General features: G+C 45.8%; 19 protein-coding genes. 10 read left to right on the top strand and 9 right to left on the bottom strand.

Annotation, left to right across the window (positions count from 1 at the left end):
• The first annotated feature begins 184 nt into the window (after window positions 1–184).
• Window positions 185–1639 (top strand): decarboxylating NADP(+)-dependent phosphogluconate dehydrogenase, encoded by a 1455-nt coding sequence (gene gnd, locus B2739_RS17625; RefSeq protein WP_331347149.1) that lies wholly within the window; start codon window positions 185–187, stop codon window positions 1637–1639.
• An 86-nt stretch (window positions 1640–1725) separates the two neighbouring features.
• Window positions 1726–2508 (top strand): DUF2971 domain-containing protein, encoded by a 783-nt coding sequence (locus tag B2739_RS17620; protein ID WP_331347148.1) that lies wholly within the window; start codon window positions 1726–1728, stop codon window positions 2506–2508.
• Window positions 2509–2661: 153 nt separating this feature from the next.
• Here the strand turns inward: B2739_RS17620 and B2739_RS17615 are convergent, their stop codons facing one another.
• Both B2739_RS17615 and B2739_RS17610 read right to left on the bottom strand, forming a co-directional pair.
• The gene (locus B2739_RS17615; protein ID WP_331347147.1) at window positions 2662–3018 is read right to left on the bottom strand and encodes a hypothetical protein; all 357 of its coding nucleotides are present in this window, start codon (window positions 3016–3018) and stop codon (window positions 2662–2664) included.
• A 184-nt stretch (window positions 3019–3202) separates the two neighbouring features.
• Window positions 3203–3559: a hypothetical protein gene (locus B2739_RS17610; protein ID WP_331347146.1), complete on the bottom strand. Its 357-nt coding sequence runs from the start codon at window positions 3557–3559 to the stop codon at window positions 3203–3205.
• A gap of 174 nt (window positions 3560–3733) precedes the next feature.
• On the opposite strand from B2739_RS17610, the gene fos reads away from it, so the two are divergent.
• The 4 genes from fos to B2739_RS17590 all read left to right on the top strand — a co-directional run bounded on the left by fos (window position 3734) and on the right by B2739_RS17590 (window position 7993).
• Window positions 3734–4132, top strand: coding sequence for a fosfomycin resistance glutathione transferase (gene fos / locus B2739_RS17605; protein ID WP_331347145.1), 399 nt, complete (start codon window positions 3734–3736; stop codon window positions 4130–4132).
• A gap of 100 nt (window positions 4133–4232) precedes the next feature.
• On the top strand, window positions 4233–4631 hold the full coding sequence (locus B2739_RS17600) for a GFA family protein (RefSeq protein ID WP_331347144.1): 399 nt from the start codon (window positions 4233–4235) through the stop codon (window positions 4629–4631).
• Between the two features lie 83 nt (window positions 4632–4714).
• Complete coding sequence (locus B2739_RS17595; protein WP_331347143.1) at window positions 4715–5812, top strand: DUF2817 domain-containing protein; 1098 nt, start codon at window positions 4715–4717, stop codon at window positions 5810–5812.
• Window positions 5813–5905: 93 nt separating this feature from the next.
• Window positions 5906–7993 (top strand): tetratricopeptide repeat protein, encoded by a 2088-nt coding sequence (locus B2739_RS17590; RefSeq protein WP_331347142.1) that lies wholly within the window; start codon window positions 5906–5908, stop codon window positions 7991–7993.
• 128 nt (window positions 7994–8121) lie between these two features.
• Here B2739_RS17590 and B2739_RS17585 read toward each other — a convergent pair whose 3' ends face one another.
• From B2739_RS17585 to rfbF, 7 genes are all read right to left on the bottom strand, one after another.
• Window positions 8122–8772, bottom strand: coding sequence for a hypothetical protein (locus tag B2739_RS17585; RefSeq protein WP_331347141.1), 651 nt, complete (start codon window positions 8770–8772; stop codon window positions 8122–8124).
• A complete protein-coding gene (locus B2739_RS17580) occupies window positions 8756–9610 on the bottom strand; it encodes an NAD(P)-dependent oxidoreductase (RefSeq protein WP_331347140.1) in 855 nt (284 codons plus the stop codon). Before B2739_RS17580 ends, B2739_RS17585 begins: the two co-directional genes overlap by 17 nt.
• Before the next feature lie 15 nt (window positions 9611–9625).
• Window positions 9626–10609, bottom strand: a complete 984-nt coding sequence (locus B2739_RS17575; RefSeq protein WP_331347139.1) for an FkbM family methyltransferase — start codon at window positions 10607–10609, stop codon at window positions 9626–9628.
• A gap of 131 nt (window positions 10610–10740) precedes the next feature.
• Window positions 10741–11976 carry a class I SAM-dependent methyltransferase gene (locus tag B2739_RS17570; RefSeq protein WP_331347138.1) on the bottom strand — a complete coding sequence of 412 codons (1236 nt, stop codon included), beginning with the start codon at window positions 11974–11976 and terminating at the stop codon, window positions 10741–10743.
• Window positions 11973–12536, bottom strand: coding sequence for a dTDP-4-dehydrorhamnose 3,5-epimerase family protein (locus tag B2739_RS17565; RefSeq protein ID WP_331347137.1), 564 nt, complete (start codon window positions 12534–12536; stop codon window positions 11973–11975). The genes B2739_RS17570 and B2739_RS17565 overlap by 4 nt, the downstream gene beginning before the upstream one ends.
• A complete protein-coding gene (gene rfbG / locus B2739_RS17560) occupies window positions 12521–13597 on the bottom strand; it encodes a CDP-glucose 4,6-dehydratase (protein ID WP_331347136.1) in 1077 nt (358 codons plus the stop codon). Before rfbG ends, B2739_RS17565 begins: the two co-directional genes overlap by 16 nt.
• Complete coding sequence (gene rfbF, locus B2739_RS17555; RefSeq protein ID WP_331347135.1) at window positions 13594–14367, bottom strand: glucose-1-phosphate cytidylyltransferase; 774 nt, start codon at window positions 14365–14367, stop codon at window positions 13594–13596. The genes rfbG and rfbF overlap by 4 nt, the downstream gene beginning before the upstream one ends.
• Window positions 14368–14549: 182 nt before the next feature.
• On the opposite strand from rfbF, the gene B2739_RS17550 reads away from it, so the two are divergent.
• The 4 genes from B2739_RS17550 (at window position 14550) to B2739_RS17535 (ending at window position 18957) form a co-directional block, all read left to right on the top strand.
• The gene (locus B2739_RS17550) at window positions 14550–15344 is read left to right on the top strand and encodes an alpha/beta hydrolase (RefSeq protein WP_331347134.1); all 795 of its coding nucleotides are present in this window, start codon (window positions 14550–14552) and stop codon (window positions 15342–15344) included.
• A gap of 174 nt (window positions 15345–15518) precedes the next feature.
• Window positions 15519–16163, top strand: coding sequence for a gluconate 2-dehydrogenase subunit 3 family protein (locus tag B2739_RS17545; RefSeq protein ID WP_331347133.1), 645 nt, complete (start codon window positions 15519–15521; stop codon window positions 16161–16163).
• Window positions 16164–16240: 77 nt separating this feature from the next.
• Entirely contained in the window at window positions 16241–17974 is a 1734-nt protein-coding gene (locus B2739_RS17540; protein ID WP_331347132.1) for a GMC family oxidoreductase, read from the top strand.
• A gap of 116 nt (window positions 17975–18090) precedes the next feature.
• Complete coding sequence (locus tag B2739_RS17535; RefSeq protein WP_331347131.1) at window positions 18091–18957, top strand: sugar phosphate isomerase/epimerase; 867 nt, start codon at window positions 18091–18093, stop codon at window positions 18955–18957.
• The last annotated feature ends 72 nt before the right edge of the window (window positions 18958–19029 follow it).

Here is a 19029-nt window from a genome sequence, read left to right as displayed (position 1 = left end):
AGGAATAATACGCACCCCTTCAAGAGCGCAGCCGATAGAGCAGCGCCATTTAGATAGACATCGGTCAATCACTGCTCCCTGGATTGTCTCCGGGTCAGCGTTCGGTGACACAACGGCCGGAACTGCCCTGTTGAACTGCTCCTGCGAGCCAGGACATCAACCACAACGATAGGCTATTACTACTATGAAACCACTCTCCGATATAGGCTTGGTTGGCTTGGCTGTAATGGGTGAAAACCTCATCCTGAACATGGCTAGCAAAGGCTATACAGTTACTGCTTACAACCGCTCCGTAGAAAAAGTAGACGCGTTCATCCAAGGTCGCGCAGCGGGCAAAACCATTCGCGGTGCGCGCTCTATTGAAGAGCTGGTCGCCTCACTGGCTAAACCACGCAAAATTATGTTGATGGTAAAAGCCGGTAAAGCAGTAGACGATTTTATTGAATTGCTGATTCCACACCTGGAACAAGGCGACATCATTATCGATGGCGGCAATACCCACTTCCCTGACACCGACCGTCGCACCGCTTATTTGGCGAGCAAAGGTCTGCGTTTCATCGGCACCGGCGTTTCCGGTGGTGAAGAAGGCGCATTGACTGGCCCATCCATCATGCCCGGCGGCTCACCCGAAGCATGGCCTTATGTAAAAGACATTTTCCAAAGCATCTCCGCCAAAGTTGACGATGGCAGCCCTTGCTGTGATTGGGTTGGCGAGAACGGCGCTGGCCACTTTGTGAAAATGGTGCACAACGGTATCGAATACGGCGATATGCAATTAATTTGCGAAGCCTACCAATTGCTCAAAGAAGTGGTTGGCCTGAGCGCTGACGAAATGCACGAAGTATTTGCCGAGTGGAACAAAGGTGAACTCGATTCTTACCTGATCGAAATCACCCGCGACATCCTCGCGTACAAAGATACCGATGGCGAACCTCTGGTTGAGAAAATCCTCGACACCGCGGGCCAAAAAGGTACCGGCAAGTGGACCGGCGTAATCGCATTGGATTTGGGCGTACCTCTTACCCTGATTTCTGAAGCAGTGTTCGCGCGCTGTCTGTCATCACAAAAAGCAGAACGTGTTGAAGCATCAAAAGTCATTAAAGGCCCAGCGGTGAATTTCACCGGCGATAAAAAAGCGTTCATCGACGATTTGCGCAACGCGGTATTCGCATCAAAAATTATTTCTTACGCACAAGGTTATTTGCTGATGCGTGAAGCGGCGAAAGAATACGGCTGGCACTTGAACTACGGCGGTATCGCATTGATGTGGCGCGGTGGTTGTATCATCCGTTCATCATTCCTCGGCAACATCAAAGAAGCATTCGACAAGAATCCTGAATTGAAAAACCTGCTGCTGGATGATTACTTCGCCAAGACTGTCGATGCAGCCCAAGCTGGCTGGCGTCGTGTTGCTGCTGCTGCGATTGTGAACGGCGTCCCTGCTCCAACCATCACCTCAGCCCTGACTTACTTCGACGGCTACCGCACTGCCCGTTTGCCAGCAAACTTGCTGCAAGCCCAGCGCGACTACTTCGGCGCACACACCTACGAGCGCACCGACAAGCCACGCGGTGAATTCTTCCACACCAACTGGACCGGCCGCGGCGGCAACACCGCATCGACCACTTACAACGTTTAAGTTTTTAAACGCGGTGTGAGAAAACAAAAACCCGAATCAGAAATGGTTCGGGTTTTTTGTTGGGATCAAAAATAAGGACTAACAATATGAAGCTTTATAGATTTGAGAAAAATGAAGAAGAAAGATTGAACTCAATAAAAAATGGCAACATTTTTATATCGAGTCCTAAATCATTCAATGATTTAGATGACTGCTCATTAAATAGCATTTACAGTACAAACCGTAAAAATATGGAAGCAGCCCTACATGCGCTTTACGAATCTGAGGACGATTTCCCTTATGGACAAATAGTTTTTAAATTATTAAAAAAATTCCTCGATAACGAAGCTCCCGACAAAGATCAACCAACAGCCCAAAAGAATAAAGAAACATTAGCCCAAAAAATATACGACCCCATTAGAAACGAAACAGGCATATACTGCTTTTTTAGCGGAGCCCCACTACATCCATTAATGTGGGCTCACTATGCAAATAACCACACGGGATTTTGCATAGAATATAATTTTGAAGATCAAACCCGAGAAACGCCGCTCTACGAAGTAGACTACTCAACAAAGTCAGTACAACTTTCTATAGACGAACTTCTTCTTTGTCCACAACAAGCTTTTACCAGATTATTAACAACCAAAAGTTCGGAATGGCAATACGAAAAGGAGTTTAGGCTTATTTATTTAAATGCTGTTCCTTCTTATAAAAATGGAACGACCATCCAACGCCCGAAAACAATAATCCCCTCAAAATTAATTACTGGTGATAAATTTTGTTACGCAATGAATGAAAAACTAATTAAAAGCTTAAACATTGAGATTGTTGAATATAAAAAATTCGTAGCGGATCAAAAGAAACAATTGAATAAAGATAGACCGTAGGTTGCTGGTGAGGAACGAACCGCAACATTCGCAATCGCAAACGGCACATTGTTCTATTGATACGAAAAATAACGGCGCACGCATCTTGGTTTTGGCGGTTGCGGATACATGGTCATGTTGCGGTTCGTTCCTCACTGCCAACCTACAGCAAGGTTATTCCACAGCACCCGTTAACGGAGCAAGCTTTTCCATTGCCGGACAATTCCAAGTCTCATTTAATGCTGACTCGGCACCCATTTTAAAGATTTCATACCTTTGCTCAGGAGCAGCATAACTCACTGCTTCCCACGAAATACTTGCGGCGCTATCAGAGATATTCTTCTTAATCCGTACAACAATAAAATTATTACGCTGCTCTGCAGTGAGCGCATCCACATCTTCCAATTTTTCTAACTCTTGAAAGTATGCGCAGACAGCCTGAAAATCATTATTAGTCGCTAATTTTTCTGAGCACCCGAACAAGCCTGTTGAAAACAAAATAGCGAAAAAAATAAATGAACGTCTATTCATCGAGTAATACCCCACACAAATTTTCCATTTTTCCGTACCAAAGGCTCTTTTGGTTGATAGATGACAACATATAAATTTGGCTTAAAGTCTTTAACCATTCGGCCATAAGCATCCGTGATATAAACCCACAAGCCATTTGGATGTAACCATGCAGTCCCTCCCTCGCCAGCAATAGTTTGAGCGTTTATTGCCGCAGGGGCAGAACTATAGTGATAACAGTTTTTAATATATGGAGCCAGCTTAGGAGGCTCGCACCGCTGGATTTCAGCAAGCTTTTTAGCATGCTGTCATCCACATGAGACTTAAGCAATCCCACAGTTGTAGAAGCGCCAGCAGACACAAAACCCGTTGCATAAATACCAATATCCATTGCATCAGGCTTGGCGTTTAAAAAAGTGTAATTAAAAAGCCATGCAGCAGGAGTGACCATAACACCCGCCACTTTCTGGCCAACCTTGTCTAATCCCATAGAAGCCACTGTTGCTGATGTCGCTTGAATTAAATTCCTATTTTCCTCTATTCTCGCTGCCACTTTATCCATAAATCACTCCATGAATTTTCAACTTTAAAAACACTCAGGTTTATTCAATATTAAACTCGGCAATACTATAAATTTAGGTGCATACTTTACAGGCATTACTTCACAATCCTTACCCCAGATGTCACTGAGAAGCGCACTCAAATAACAATTTCATCCAACTCAGGAAACAAGATTGTGCTAACCGGCCTAAACCACATCACCATCGCAGTCAGCAACCTTGATGTATCTTTTGTTTTCTATACGCAGCTATTGGGTTTTAAACCCCACGTCCGTTGGGATGCAGGCGCTTATTTGAGTCTGGGGAATTTATGGCTTTGTTTATCTTGCGATACCGCAATACCCAGCCAAGACTACTCGCATATTGCGCTCGACTGTGCAGCAGATAAATTCAATCTAATCACCGCGCAATTACGTGAAGCTAATGTTATTGAATGGAAGAAAAATACCAGTGAAGGAGACTCTTTGTATTTCCTTGATCCCGATGGACACAAACTGGAAATTCATTGCGGGAATTTGCAAAACCGGTTGGAATCATTAAAACAAAAACCGTATAAAGGTCTGGTGTGGTTTTAACCTGATAGATAATTGAGATATTTTTTTAGCTACTTGTCGATTGATAGATAACTCAACCGACTATGAGATACCAAATCATCACATATCAAGGCGATATAACATGCTAACCACCTACACCGGTAGCTGCCATTGCGGTACCGTTAAATTCGAGGCAGATCTGGATTTGGAGCAGAGTACTTATCGCTGCAATTGTTCTATTTGCCGTCGCACACGTTTTTGGCCAGCAGTTGCAAAAGAGGGAGGCTTACGGATTCTGCAAGGCGAAGATCAGCTCACTCGCTATACATTCAACACACATAAAAACGAACATTACTTTTGCAAGCACTGTGGTGTGCGCGTATTCGGAATAGGTACAGAGACACCGATTGGCAAAATGTATGGTGTAAATATAGGTTGCCTGGACGCATTAGGGGATAAAGAGCTAGCCGCGCTGAAAATCACCTACGTGGATGGGCTACACGATAAGTTTGCACCGCCGCAACATACGAAACATCTGTAGATTTTTTTATTGTCATAAAAGCGTCAAGAAAGCCCCGCACAAAAACCGCTATGCTCTCCAGTAGGAAATACGGAGAGCATTGAATGACAATCCAACAGCCGCGCTTTGCAACACCACAGATACAACAAGTGATTGCCCAACGCAGCACTGACGCGCAGCAGGATTTTGCACAAAAAATTCCTGAGTTATTAGCGTTGGAACGGCTGATCCAGCAGCACCCACACATTGTCCACACAAATACAGAAGCCTTGCTGGAATCACAATGGGGCGATTTCCCCCTTTACTCACTCACAATAGGAAACAGAAACACCAACGCCCCTACGCTGTTGATGACCGGAGGCATGCATGGCATTGAGCGCATAGGCAGTCAGGTGTTGCTTGCCTGGTTACACACGTTATTGGAGCGATTACAGTGGGATGCGCATTTGCAACAACTGTTCGCCAACATGCAATTGGTGCTCATGCCGATATTGAATCCTGTGGGAATGTATTTAAACCAACGCGCTAACGGTAACGGCGTGGATTTAAATCGCAATGCACCTATTGATGCAGAAGGACGCGTACCACTGCTTGGAGGAGGCCATAGGCTCGGACCATTTTTGCCGTGGTACCGTGGGCGCAAACGCGGCCAGATGGAGGCAGAAAATATTGCATTGGAAACACTGATGCAGCGGCAAATTTTTAATCGCCCCTTTGCCGCCGTATTGGATTTGCATTCGGGCCTGGGAATGCAAGACCGACTCTGGTTTCCGCATGCCTATCGCAAAAAAGCGATTGGCAATATTGCGGAATATGTCGCCTTGAAAAAATTGTGGGAATGCGGCCATCCCAATCACACTTATTTATTTGAACCACAATCGATCCATTATTTATCACACGGCGATTTATGGGATTATTTTTATTACCAATCGCGCGCGCAACATCAAAATCATTTTTTACCACTCACACTGGAAATGGGTTCTTGGCTCTGGGTAAAAAAAAGCCCGCGCCAACTGTTAAATATGGCAGGCCTGTTTAACCCACAAATCCAACACCGTCATACCCGCGTATTGCGCCGCCACATACTGCTATTGGATTTTCTACTCGCCGCCACACTCAATCACAACAATTGGTTGCCGGATGAAAAGCAAGGCGACGCATTGCGCCAGATGGCGAGAGAGTTATGGTTTAGTGGATTATAAAGCGCATTTACGCTTTCTGAAGATATGCTATCTTGTTAGCTGACTCGCATCGCTAACTTAGTTATTTAGAACAATAATCTGCAGGAGCATTTAATGCTTAAAAAAGGCCCCAGCCAGTCTGAACTAAACTCTTTGATTTATGCCATCAATAGCGGCGATTTCACCGCAGCAGAAACTATGGCGGCAAGTTTGAGCAAAGCTTATCCAAAATCCGTAATAGTATGGAAAATATTAGGCGTTGCGATTGCAGAGCAAGGGCGTATGGCAGAAGCTATAGAGTCCATGAAAAAAGTGGTAATGCTTGAACCCAAAGATGCAGAAGCCCATCGTAATCTGGCTACAGCACTAAAAGAAGCCGGCCATACGAAATTAGCTGAAACACACTTTCGCAAAGCTATTAGCTTGAATCCACAAGATTCATTAGCGTGCATATCCCTTGGAAAAACTTTGAATGAGCAATTCAGTTTTTCCGAAGCTGAGAAACTATGCCGCAAGGCAATTTTGCTCAGCTACGACGCACCCGATGCACATGACCAATTGGGAATTGCATTGCTTGGGCAAAAAAAAATATCCGATGCCGAGCAGGCATTCAGAGCGGCCATTTTACTTAATCCAAATATGGCAGATGCACACAATAATCTGGGTATCGCGCTAAATGAACAGAGAAAATTTGCAGAGGCTGATGAAAGTTATCGCCGTGCAATTCAACTAAACCCGGAATTTGCCAATGCGTACAATAATATGGCAAATAATTACTACGCCCAAAAGAAATTACCCGAAGCAATTGAAGGGCTTCATAAAGCCATTTCATTCAAAGCCGATTTTCCGGAAGCGTTCAACACACTTGGAAATATTTATAAAGACCTGGGGCATCTTGATGAATCGGTGACTTGCTTCCGCAAAGCAATCGCCTTAAATCCGGACATGACCGTAGCCTACAGTAATCTCTTGCTCACCGCTGGTTACAATACCAATCTTTCACAAGAAGAGTTATTGGAAACGGCCAAACGCTTTGGAACCTATTTCACCTCGCAGGTCAGTAGCAAATACACCAAGTGGCACTGTAAATTTTCGGATAAATCTACCAACAGTAAAATTAAAGTGGGTTTTGTATCGGGCGACTTAAGAAAGCATGCCGTTGCATTTTTTTTGGAAGGATTGGTGCGCAATATAGACAAAGACCAATTTGAACTTATTGCATTTCCCACGCAGCCCGATGAAGACGATATTACCAATCTGCTGAAAACTCACTTTACACAGTGGCAACCCATTTACAGCAAAAGCAATAAAGAAGCTGCAGAGATTATTCATAAAAGTGCGCCGCATATTTTATTTGATTTATCCGGCCATACTGCAGGCAACCGCTTGCCGGTATTTGCATATAAACCAGCTCCCATTCAGGTTACCTGGCTCGGCTACCCCGCCACTACAGGCATTGCCGAAATAGACTATATTTTGGGTGATCCTTACTTGACCCCTGTAGGGGACGAGCATTTATTTGTTGAAAAAATATGGCGCTTGCCTGAAATTGTCTGGTGCTTTAACCCTCTGGTCGATCACGCCTCACCCGCCGAATTACCAGCACTAAAAAATCACTATATTACCTTTGGTTGCTTTAATAACCTCGCCAAAATAAATGACCATGTTGTAAAAGTATGGGCAGATATTCTGCAGGCGCTACCTACTGCCAAGCTTTATCTTCAAGCGGGGCAATTAAATGAGCCATCCGTCATGCAAAAAACCTATGACCGCTTTGCCGCAGTTGGCATTACTGCTGACAGGCTGATTCTCGAACAAGGTGGAAGCAGGGAAAATTATTTCCAATCGTTTAACAAAATGGATATCGCATTAGACCCTTTCCCTTGCCCTGGAGGAACCACATCAGCCGATACCATTTGGATGAGTGTGCCAATCCTTACACTAAAAGGTAATAGTTATTGGTCGAGAATTGGGGAGACCATTGTTAACAACATTGGCCTGAAAGATTGGATAGCTGACGATATACCTGACTATATTAATAAAACCATCACTTTAGCCTCAGATATTCCTGCCTTGGCAGAAGTAAGAGCCAACCTGAAGCAACAAGCAATGAGCAGCCCATTATTTGATGCGCCTCGATTTACCCGACATTTTGAACAGGCACTCATAGAGATGGCACACATTTACTACGACAAAAAATAATTGGTTTACTTTTAAGAATGACCATCTCAAAAATAAACAAACCAAAAACAAAAAAACAAAGTGCGACTCAATAAAAAGCAACCAACCAAAGCTTCCGGCGCAGTAAAATTTTGAGGATTTTTTTAAAATCAAACCCTAAAAAAATCCTCAGTAAAATTTCGCGCCGTTGATTTGAATAATAATTCCCCTTCGAGCCCCTGAAAACATAAGCAGTTACCGGGAGTGTTTTGATTAATTACACTCACCCCCTGTGCAATCACACTGCCATCTGCAATATGGCACCGACCTATAATGGCGCTATTGGGATACACAATAACGCCCTCCCCCAATTGCGGGGCAACACCGTGATTTTTCCCAATGGTTGAGTTTTGATACAACACGAGATAGTTAGAATAATGTGCTTTAGCCAATACAATCCCGGCAGAATGCCCTATAAAAAAAATATCCGGCATTTCAATTTCATAAAACAGGTCGATTCCATTTAATGCTTTATTTAAATAAAATAATTTTGAACACAACTGGATATTTCGCTCATTACGCCAAAGAGTATTACCAAGATAATACAAAAAAATTGCATACTGGCTTGAGTGCAAGTAATCAAACTCTCCTTGCCTCCACATTTTTACAGCATTGATGCACACTTCAAGTCTTGCAAGTGCTTCATCAACATGGGATCGCAGCGCTATTCCGATTCCAGCCTGCCCATCAGGGAAAAAATGATCCAATTGTTTTTCAAGATAGATCAAAAGACTTTCTTTATCGCTATTTACTATTTTCAATTTGTTCCAACCTCAGGGTTAGCAGCGCTTCTATTGTTGACAACAGTGTCCTTGGCTTCCAGAAAAACTGGCCTTTCATTTTCTCAATGTTAATTAAAGGCGAATCCTGTGGGCTTGTGTTCCTCGTGGATAGAATAGAAACACCCGTGCAACTCTTGATTATCGAATAGATTTTTTCATTAGTGACATTTTCTCCGCTGGCAAGATTGTAAATCGAGCAACTCTCACCGCTCATGATTGAAATCAATCCATCGACCACATCATCTAAATGCACATAATCACGGGAATAAAAAGGAGAGCTATCAATCACAATTTCTTTTTGCTTTGTATTAATTACTTGCTGCAAAAGAGCCGATAAAAAACCATTATTATCTTGCTCATTAAAATACACGCAAGATAATCGGGCCACACTTGCCCTTCCTGATTGTAAACAAACCGATTCGCCCAACAACTTGGATATATCGTAAAGATTGCGCGGATTATTGGGATTTACCACAATATCGCTTGCCTCAGTTACCGGGCCGGATAGTCCGTCGTATAGACGGGTAGACGATAAATAAAGCAGCTTGTCGTAATGCGCTGAGTGGATAATGCTATTCAGCAAGCTGGCATGCGCCTCAACTGTATCAAATGGCCGCTGCAAATAGTCAGCGGTTAATCCTGCACAGTAAAAAACATTCCCCAAGTTTTTTAAAAATACTTGTGGATCATTCTTTTCAGGAACCCAAACATCCCAACCAGTATCGATTAATTTTCTGGCGAGTGCCCGGCCAACAAATCCATTGCCACCGATAACAGTGGCATGCTTCTGTATGTGTTCGCTATTTTCCTGACGCATAATTTTCAACCGCACTCAGGAAACGTTAAAGCCATAAGAGGGGTGATGTAATTGAGGGTCTTTGTGCAGCAATAATTTTGGGCTTACATTTTTTACCACAAGATAGTCAGAAGAATTGATCCTGCTGACATCGTGTATAGCCAACATATTAAACCCATGTGGCGGCCCCTCAAGGTATACATCACTGACAGGGATTAGCTCAACCGGATAACCCTTCATATCAATATGGGTATTAAAATCCCGGATCGCAAAAATGTGATATCCAAACTGGAGGAGATATTTGCAGATCTCGGTGTTCTCCAAACCATTACTCCAATCGACATACGAACGGTGAACCTCAAATACAATATCCGGTTTGGACGTTGCGATAGTATGCGCTGCACCTTTTAGTGCAGCAAGTTCAGCACCCTCTATATCAAGATGAATCAGACTGAGTTGACATGGCTGACTGGCAACATACTCATCGATCGTAATTGTTTGAAACCCATCCTCACTTTCGCTGGCCTCTATTGCATTGGCAAAAGAATCAAAACCATCCAATTTTAATTTCACACTGCTTGATGACCAGAGCCCTAACTTATTAATTTTTACATTAGTTAATTGATTTAAACTGACATTTCTTGCAAACATTCCAGCCTGATCACTATTAGGCTCAAAACCGTGCAGCCAACGGCCTTCAGCCTGAATAGCTTTCGCCAATAAAATTGCCTGGTCACCAAAATAAGCTCCGCCCACTAACACATCGCCCTTGGTTGCTTTGACCAACATTAATAGGAGCTTGGTCGTTTGTGGCTCCCATACATGATTGGGTTTTTCCTGATCAGACATTAAAAAATCGCGCGCGATCTTTGTCCTGAATAAAAAAGTAAACAGCGTGCCATCAGACAATTCTTTTTGGTACTCATCCGTTTCACTATGAAGTGCATCGACTATAGGCCCCGTAATATCTTCGCGAATAGAACCTTGGCTGTAATTAATGGACTTTTCTGCCTTTAACATCCATTCGATGAACGCTTGCTTCAGCTCCGGGTTTCTCCCCAATAACCATAAGGCTTTTTTCAGTTTATCGCCGTTGATATCACGTGGATCATTGCTCATAAAAACCTTCTCTCTAAATTTTTATACAACAGTCAATTAATAAGCAGCTCAGGAATTGCAGTAACAAATTTGCAGCCAGACTTAACCTGTGGTTTTAGCTGCGCAGCAATTTCCTCGCGCAAGTTCCACGGCAGGATCACCACGTAATCCGGATTATATTCCGCCATTTGTGCCGGTGATAATATGGGGATGTGGCTGCCGGGCAAAAACTTTCCTTGCTTGGATGCTGCGGCATCAAAAACAGCAGATATCAACCCGGTGCCAATGTGCGCATAATTTAAAAAAGTATTTCCTTTGGCAGCTGCACCATAGGCAACCACCACTTTATTATCAGCGTGAGCCTGTTGTAAAAACGCCACAAAGCGATCGACGACGTCGGTGATGATTGATTGGAAATCGGCGTAACCTTTTACACTGGTCATATCACGCAATACTTCTTCCGCCAAAATGTTTTCCACACTTGCATCAACCACCAATTGCGCTGCATTCGCAGCAACAGACAATCGCGCCCATACGCGCAAGCTGCCGCCATGGGTGGGTAATTTCTCTACTTTATAAACAACCAAACCTGCCGCGCGTAAAATACGCTGCACACTATGGAGCGATAAATACGAATAGTGCTCATGATAAATAGTATCGAACTGTCGCTGTTGAATCAGATTTAGCAGGTGCGGAAATTCCAGGCTGCACACACCATCCGGTTTGAGCAATTGCGCCATTCCCTCAACAAAATCATTAATATCCGGCACATGGGCAAGTACATTGTTGGCAATAATTAGATCGGCTTTGCCATAATCCGAAGCGATGTTATTTGCCAAACGCTTACCAAAAAAATCTTCAACAATGGCGATGCCTTTTTTTCGCGCAGCATCGGCTGTTGCGCTCGTTGGCTCGACGCCCAGGCAAGGAATGTCACTGCGCACAAAATGCTGCAATAAGTAACCATCGTTGGCGGCAAGCTCTATGACAAAACTGTTTTCATTGAGCTTTAGCTGCGCAATCGCCGCTTCAGTAAAACGCAGGGCATGGGCAACCCAGGTAGTGGATGTTGAAGAAAAGTAAGCGTAATCCGCGGTAAATAATTCTTCGGCGCGATTAAAATCTTCCGTCTGCACCAGCCAGCAGTTATTACATACCCATACCCGCAACGGATAGGCGCGCTCACTAGCACATTGCTCGCGCGACTGCGGATACGCATTGGATGGCGGCATCTCGCCCAAGTCAGCAAATGGAATAGTTAATAATTGCTGACAATGTCTACACTTCATAATCCGCTATCCCGTTTAGATTCAAATGCTTTATCGCGCTCCGATAAAAAACGGATAGGCAATGGCCACTGAATAGCAAACGCAGGATCATCTACCCGCACACCGGCATCCCAATCAGCACGGTAATCCTGCGTGTGTAGATACAGCAGCTGCGAGTTATCTTCCAGCGCTTGAAAGCCGTGCGCGCACCCCGGAGGAATCAATAACATGTGTTGATTGGCCGCACTCAACTCAACGGCGATATGTTGCCCATAGGTTGGCGAATCACTACGCAAATCCAACACTACGTCATACACACGGCCTGCTATACAACGCACGAGTTTTGTTTCGGTTACTGCTTCAGGCTCTGGCGCTTTTTGATAATGCATTCCACGCACAGTACCCGCATGCAAATTAAGCGAGTGATTGATTTGGCGAATGGACTGTTCACCTAACAGTGATTGCAATGTTGATAAACAAAACCATCGGCTAAATGCACCGCGCTCGTCGATATGTGGCTGCGACGCAATCAGCATCACGCCCGGCAAAGCGGTTTCACTTATTGTTAGTGGCTGGCCCATACCAATCCTGCTTGCTGTGCACAGCGAATATAAAAGTCCAACTGCTGTGCAGAGATAATATTATTGTGCTGATAAAACTGTTGATACCACTGCGCTGTGTGCTGGGCAGTTTGTGCAAAATTCCACACTGGCTGCCACTGCAACTGCGTTTGCGCAGCGCGGCTGTCGAGCATTAAACAATGCGCTTCGTGTACATGGGGCGGCGGCACTTCTGACCAGATCAACTCAGGCCAATGTGTTTTCATTTGCACGAGTACATCAGCGACGGTTTTGTTATCGCGTTGATCCGGCCCGAAATTCCAGGCGCGCGCTTTGTCGGCCTCACCCATTAACAAATGCTGCGCAACACATAGATAACCGGAAAGCGAATCCAGCACGTGCTGCCAAGGTCTTATTGCCTGCGGGTGGCGGATCATTAACGGCGAGTCGGCATGCATCGCGCGGATAATATCCGGCACCAAACGATCGCGCGCCCAGTCACCACCACCAATCACATTACCTGCGCGCGCGCTTGCCACCAATACGTTTTGTTTTGAAAAAAAACTGCGCCGGTAAGATTGCACAACCAATTCACACGCCGCTTTGGATGCACTGTAAGGATCGTGACCGCCGAGCGGATCGGATTCAGTAAAGTGTTCGCCGCGCTCGGCATTTTCGTACACCTTGTCGGTAGTGATCGCCACAATGGCTTTTACGGATGGCTGATGTCGACAAGCCTCCAACACATTTACCGTGCCCATCACGTTGGTTTGCCAGGTGGCGACGGGGTCTTCGTAAGAGGCGCGCACTAATGGCTGGGCCGCAAAATGAATTACCAATTCGGGAGCTGCCTGCTGCATTACCGCCGCTATATCTTGGCGATTATTGATGTCAGCAAAATGGCTGTTTAGCGATAACTGCAGCAAATCCCAATGCGCCGGTTGCGTGTCGGGCGGCAAGGCAATGCCGGTCACATTTGCACCCAATTGCCGCAGCCACAAGGCTAACCAACTGCCTTTAAAACCGGTGTGCCCTGTCAACAGAATATTTATCCCGCGAAAGCAGTCGTTGAATAACATCATTGCCAGGTTTTCCACGGCGCTTCACCGGAAGCCCACAATGCCTCCAGTTGGGTTTTATCGCGCAGGGTATCCATCGGCTGCCAAAATCCGTGATGTTCAAACGCCATTAATTGATTGGATTCTGCTAGCACTTTTAACGGTTGGTCTTCCCAGCTGGTTTGGTCGCTATCAATTAAATCGAGGCAGTTGGGCGATAACACAAAAAATCCACCATTGATCATGCCGCCGTCGCCGCGCGGTTTTTCAGTAAATCCTTTTACCTGATTGCCATCGCACGTCAGCGCACCATAGCGCCCTGGTGGCTGTACTGCCGTCACTGTTGCGCGTTTTTTATGTTGGAGGTGAAACGCAATTAATTCGCGGATGTTGACATCAGAAAGACCATCGCCATAGGTAAAACAAAAAGCGTCTTCATCTTTTAAAAATTCTTTGGCGTATTTCAAACGACCACCGGTTAAGGTGTGTTCGCCAGTGTTTAACAGGGTGACTTTCCAGGGCTCAGCGGCATGGTGATGCACTTGCATTTCGTTGGTGGACATATCAAAGGTGACATCGGACATGTGCAAAAAATAATTCGCAAAATATTCCTTGATGACATAGCCCTTGTAGCCGCAGCAGATAATAAATTCATTCACGCCGTGCGCCGAGTAATGCTTCATGATGTGCCACAAGATCGGCTTGCCACCAATTTCAATCATCGGCTTGGGCTTGAGATGCGTTTCTTCTGAAATACGGGTTCCCAATCCCCCCGCCAAAATGACCGCTTTCATAGGCGCTCCATTATTCGTTTATTCATTGTTATCGTTCGAGTATAGAAAAGATTACTATCAGCACAACAATCGTCTTTAATTCACACAATCGTCAACCTGTGCCTGGCAATAATCCCGTATTATTTTTCACAGCGCATTTTTTCATGTCTTTTTTTCATGCCCTTTTTCATGGAGCAAGCACTATGCAGATCATTTTGCTGCGCGGCCTCGCACGTGAAGCTGGGCACTGGTTGGAATTTCCCGACTATCTGCGCGCGGCGCTGGGCAACCATTGCACACTACATTTAATTGATTTCCCGGGCTGTGGTCGCTATTACCAACGCGATGCACTGACCTCCATTGCCGCCATGACGGATCATGCACGCGCTGAATTTACATCGGCTTTATCATCGCCTTTATCTTCACACACCCCCCCCAGTTCACCGGTATTGCTTATCGGTATTTCTATGGGTGGCATGGTTGCGCTGGATTGGGCGCAACGTTTTGCACAAGACATTAGCGGGCTCGTGCTAATCAACTCCAGCGCAGGTAACCAACCATTTTGGTGGCGATTAAGGCCTACCGCCTGGCCAGCGCTGTTGCGGACAATTGTTGCCGCTCCCGACACCCGCGAAAGCCTTGTTTTAAAGGTAGTTAGCAACCAACATGCCGATTACACCGCGCGCCTCACGCAGTGGCTGGCAATACAACAACAGCATCCGATTACCCGACAGACCATTATCACCATGCTGCGCGCCGCCGCCGCATTTAAACCCAAAGCCGACTGCAAGGTACACGGGCTGATACTCGCCAGCGAACAAGACCGCATGGTGTCGGTACGTGCAAGCCATGCTCTGGCACAACAGTACCAATGGCCAATTTACAACCACCCGACAGCCGGACACGACTTGCCGATGGACGATCCACAATGGGTTGCGATGCAAATAAAACATTGGCTCAACCAGCGCGCATCAAATCCCCATAAAAATACAATGTAAACGGTTACGAATTTACAAATATTGACCCCTCTTAACCAATCGCCCTACTAGACTTGATTGCAACCCATTCCTAAAACCGCCAAAACCAACAACTAAAAGAGATGGGCAACACCCCGTGTTTGCCTGCGCGCCTGACAGCCATGTGCAGCACAACAATAATGATTGAGGCTCTAAATGAACAACCCTAACCTGCTTATTCCATCAGTCGCGGAAGACATTGCCATATCCCAGGAGCAGGAAGTAAATACATCGCGTCGCACGGCCATTAAACAGCTGGCGGTATTTTGTGGTTTGGCTTTATCAGCCAATTCACTATCGGCATTGGCTGGCGCTGTTACCGCGCCGACCGATTTCAACCGCAGCAAAAAAACCTTGTTCAATACCGACCAATTGGCGCTGGTGCGCGAATTGGGCGAAATTATTATCCCCACTACAGACACCCCCGGTGCAATCGCTGCGGGCGTGCATGATTTCATCAATCATTTTGTCGTTTACTGCGCAGACAAAGACGAGCAGCAACAACTCGTGAGCGGATTAAAAACCATTGCGGATCGCGCCCAAAACGATTTCAAAAAACCCTTCCTGTCACTCGATAAAAATCAACAATTCGATTTGTTGACCAATATGGAAAAAGCCACCAACGGCTTTACGCCTGCTGACCGAGCCTTTTTCAAACAATTAAAAGGGTTGGTGACATTTGGTTATTACACATCGGAAATCGGTGCCACCCAAGAACTTGCCTACCTCGCCATTCCCGGCGGTTACAAAGGCAACTTTAAATTCAAGGAGGTCGGCAAGGCCTGGGCAATTCCTTACTGATCCCACGCGCATTGACCGATAACTGTCGGCATAACAGCCGGTTGATTTTTTTGAATGACTTTATGTGATGAATCCCCATGGATAAAAATATTTATATCGTTAAAAGCAAAGAAATTTTTGATGCAATTGTGGTTGGCTCCGGTATTACCGGCGGTTGGGCCGCAAAAGAATTGACCGAGAAAGGCTTGAAAACGTTGATGGTAGAACGCGGCCGCCCGGTTGAGCATCGCAAAGATTATGTCGGTGAAGGTATCAAGCCCTGGCAAATGCCCTTCCGCGGAAAAGTGGAAAGCGCGATTGTGGATGAGCAACATTATGTGCAGCAAAGATGCTATGCCTTTAATGATGCAACCAAACACTTTTTTGGCAACGATAAAGATTACCCTTACAGCACACCCAAAGATAAACCCTTCGATTGGATTCGCGGCAATCAGCTAGGCGGAAAATCCCTGCTGTGGCATCGCCAATCCTATCGCTGGAGTGAGCACGACTTCACCGCCAACGCGCGCGATGGCCACGGTGTCGATTGGCCCATCCGCTACAAAGATATTGAAAAATGGTACGACCATGTGGAGCTGCATGCGGGTATCAGCGGCTCGGTAGAAAATCTGGACATTTTGCCCGACAGTAAATTTTTGCCTCCGTTTGAAATGAATGCGGTCGAGAAAGAAATGAAAGCCCGTATTGAAAAAAAATGGAAAACGCGCAAATTAATTATGGGGCGCACTGCGCATTTGTCGGTTCCTGCGCCGCACCATTTGGCACAGGGGCGCATCCAATGCCAGGCGCGTAATGAATGCCAAAAAGGTTGCTCATTCGGCGCTTATTTTTCTACGCAGAGCTCGACCTTACCTGCAGCATTAGCGACCAATAATTTAAGCATTGCGACCAACAGCATTGTGCACAGTGTGATTTACGATCCTAAAACCAATCGCGCTACCGGTGTGCGGGTGATCGATGCCGAGACAATGGAAACACGCGAATATTTCGCCAAAGTGATTTTCCTGTGTGCATCCACGCTGGGCACTACGCAAATTATGCTCAACTCGGTCAGTGAAAGTTTTCCCACCGGCATCGCTAACTCTTCCGGTGCGCTCGGCCATTATTTAATGGATCACCTTTACGGCGCCGGTGCATCTGGCCGTGTAGAAGGTTTTACCGACGAATATTATTCCGGCCGCCGCCCAACCGGTTTGGTGATGCCGCGTTTCACCAACTACACCGAAATGAACCCCAACTTTTTGCGCGGCTATCAGCTGACCGGTAGCGCACAGCGTCAAGGCTGGGATGGCTTCACCCAAGCGGATGGCTTTGGTGCAGACTACAAACACAATATCCGCAATGCGGGCAGCTGGACATTCAACTTGGGCGGCTCAGGTGAAATGCTGCCGCGCTATGAAAACCAGGTGTCATTACACCCCACACTGAAAGACAAATGGGGCATGCCGCAATTGCACATTGAATGCGAACTGACAGAGAACGATTGGAAAATGTTTGAAAACATTGCTGACACCGCAGCCGAAATTTTGGAAGGCATCGGCGTGAAAGATGTGAAGAAAAGAATCGAGGCCAAGAATGGTTGGGCACCGGGCCTGGCAATTCACGAAATGGGCACTGCACGCATGGGCAAAGATCCTAAAACATCGGTGCTCAATGGCTGGAACCAGACGCATGATATTCCCAACCTGTTCGTCACCGATGGTGCCAGCATGAGTTCTTGCGCATCGCAAAACCCGTCACTGACTTATATGGCATTAACCGCGCGCGCTGCTGACTACGCCGTGCAGCAGTTGAAGCTCGGGAAAATATAACCCTGACAAACGCGCGTGTCGGTAAAAACCGGCACGCGTCGTTTTTTAAATCACCACATCACTACTGTAATGATACAAACACAATCAATAAACAGCCGATAACAAAGGAAACCACTATGACAACACTATCCAAGACAATTAAAGCCATTACTATGGCTGCTATTGCCAGCGTTAGCATTTCAACATTCGCTGCCGATGTTGCGCCAACCTCACCACAACTGAGCGTACAACTCTGGTCAATTAAAGATGACGTCGCTGCCGACTTTGAAGGCACCTTGAAAAAACTGAAAGCCATGGGTTTTCAGGGCGTGGAATTTGCGGGTAACTTTGGCGCTTACGCTAACGACCCTAAAGGACTGAAAGCATTTTTGGAAAAAACCGGATTAAAAGCATCTGGCGCACACGTGCCGTTTGAAAAATTGAATGATGCAAATTTCGATGCAACCGTTGCGTTCTACAAAGCGATCGATTGCAAATACTTGATTATCCCAATGGATCAACGCGCATTCACTGCAGAGGGTGCAAAACAAGTCGCAGCCGAGCTGGAAGCCATCCAGAAAAAATTGGACGCACATGGCATGCATACCGGTTATCACAACCACAAACCGGAAATGCTTGGTGAAATGGGTAAAACACCTTGGGATGTGATTGGTAAAAACACGGCCCACGCTGTGATCTTGCAACAAGATGTGGGTTGGACTGAAGTTGCTGGTAAAAATCCTGTTGATTTCGTTAAAGCCTATCCTGGCCGCACCATCCTCACTCACTACAAAGCGGCAGCACCGGATGAAGGTAACAAAGAACATCCAATTCTTGGTCAAGATACTACTGACTGGAAAGCCTTGATAGAAGCCAACAAAACAGTCGGCGGCACCTTGTGGTTTGTGGTAGAGCAAGAAGTGTATCCGGAAGGTATGTCGCCTATGCAAAGCGTAGAGGCATCACTGAAAGGCCTGCAAAAAATTATTGCAGACTCAAAATAATAACTGCTGTATAAAAAACGCCGCAACTGCGGCGTTTTTTAATTTTTAAAACACAAAATTCCCAATTAAAAA

It is taken from the genome of Cellvibrio sp. UBA7661 (assembly GCA_002483365.1).
Taxonomy (GTDB): domain Bacteria; phylum Pseudomonadota; class Gammaproteobacteria; order Pseudomonadales; family Cellvibrionaceae; genus Cellvibrio.
Note: the sequence above shows the minus strand (reverse complement) of the source record. Positions and strands in the feature narration are given on the sequence as shown.

Coding starts and splice junctions, on each gene's coding strand:
- B2739_RS17570 (WP_331347138.1), bottom strand. CDS start 11,976: ATGAAGTGTAGACATTGTCAGCAATTATTAACTATTCCATTTGCTGAC.
- B2739_RS17550 (WP_331347134.1), top strand. CDS start 14,550: ATGCAGATCATTTTGCTGCGCGGCCTCGCACGTGAAGCTGGGCACTGG.
- B2739_RS17565 (WP_331347137.1), bottom strand. CDS start 12,536: ATGGGCCAGCCACTAACAATAAGTGAAACCGCTTTGCCGGGCGTGATG.
- B2739_RS17590 (WP_331347142.1), top strand. CDS start 5,906: ATGCTTAAAAAAGGCCCCAGCCAGTCTGAACTAAACTCTTTGATTTAT.
- B2739_RS17535 (WP_331347131.1), top strand. CDS start 18,091: ATGACAACACTATCCAAGACAATTAAAGCCATTACTATGGCTGCTATT.
- B2739_RS17600 (WP_331347144.1), top strand. CDS start 4,233: ATGCTAACCACCTACACCGGTAGCTGCCATTGCGGTACCGTTAAATTC.
- B2739_RS17620 (WP_331347148.1), top strand. CDS start 1,726: ATGAAGCTTTATAGATTTGAGAAAAATGAAGAAGAAAGATTGAACTCA.
- B2739_RS17540 (WP_331347132.1), top strand. CDS start 16,241: ATGGATAAAAATATTTATATCGTTAAAAGCAAAGAAATTTTTGATGCA.
- gnd (WP_331347149.1), top strand. CDS start 185: ATGAAACCACTCTCCGATATAGGCTTGGTTGGCTTGGCTGTAATGGGT.
- rfbF (WP_331347135.1), bottom strand. CDS start 14,367: ATGAAAGCGGTCATTTTGGCGGGGGGATTGGGAACCCGTATTTCAGAA.
- B2739_RS17615 (WP_331347147.1), bottom strand. CDS start 3,018: ATGAATAGACGTTCATTTATTTTTTTCGCTATTTTGTTTTCAACAGGC.
- B2739_RS17545 (WP_331347133.1), top strand. CDS start 15,519: ATGAACAACCCTAACCTGCTTATTCCATCAGTCGCGGAAGACATTGCC.
- B2739_RS17580 (WP_331347140.1), bottom strand. CDS start 9,610: ATGCGTCAGGAAAATAGCGAACACATACAGAAGCATGCCACTGTTATC.
- B2739_RS17595 (WP_331347143.1), top strand. CDS start 4,715: ATGACAATCCAACAGCCGCGCTTTGCAACACCACAGATACAACAAGTG.
- B2739_RS17575 (WP_331347139.1), bottom strand. CDS start 10,609: ATGTTAAAGGCAGAAAAGTCCATTAATTACAGCCAAGGTTCTATTCGC.
- B2739_RS17610 (WP_331347146.1), bottom strand. CDS start 3,559: ATGGATAAAGTGGCAGCGAGAATAGAGGAAAATAGGAATTTAATTCAA.
- rfbG (WP_331347136.1), bottom strand. CDS start 13,597: ATGATGTTATTCAACGACTGCTTTCGCGGGATAAATATTCTGTTGACA.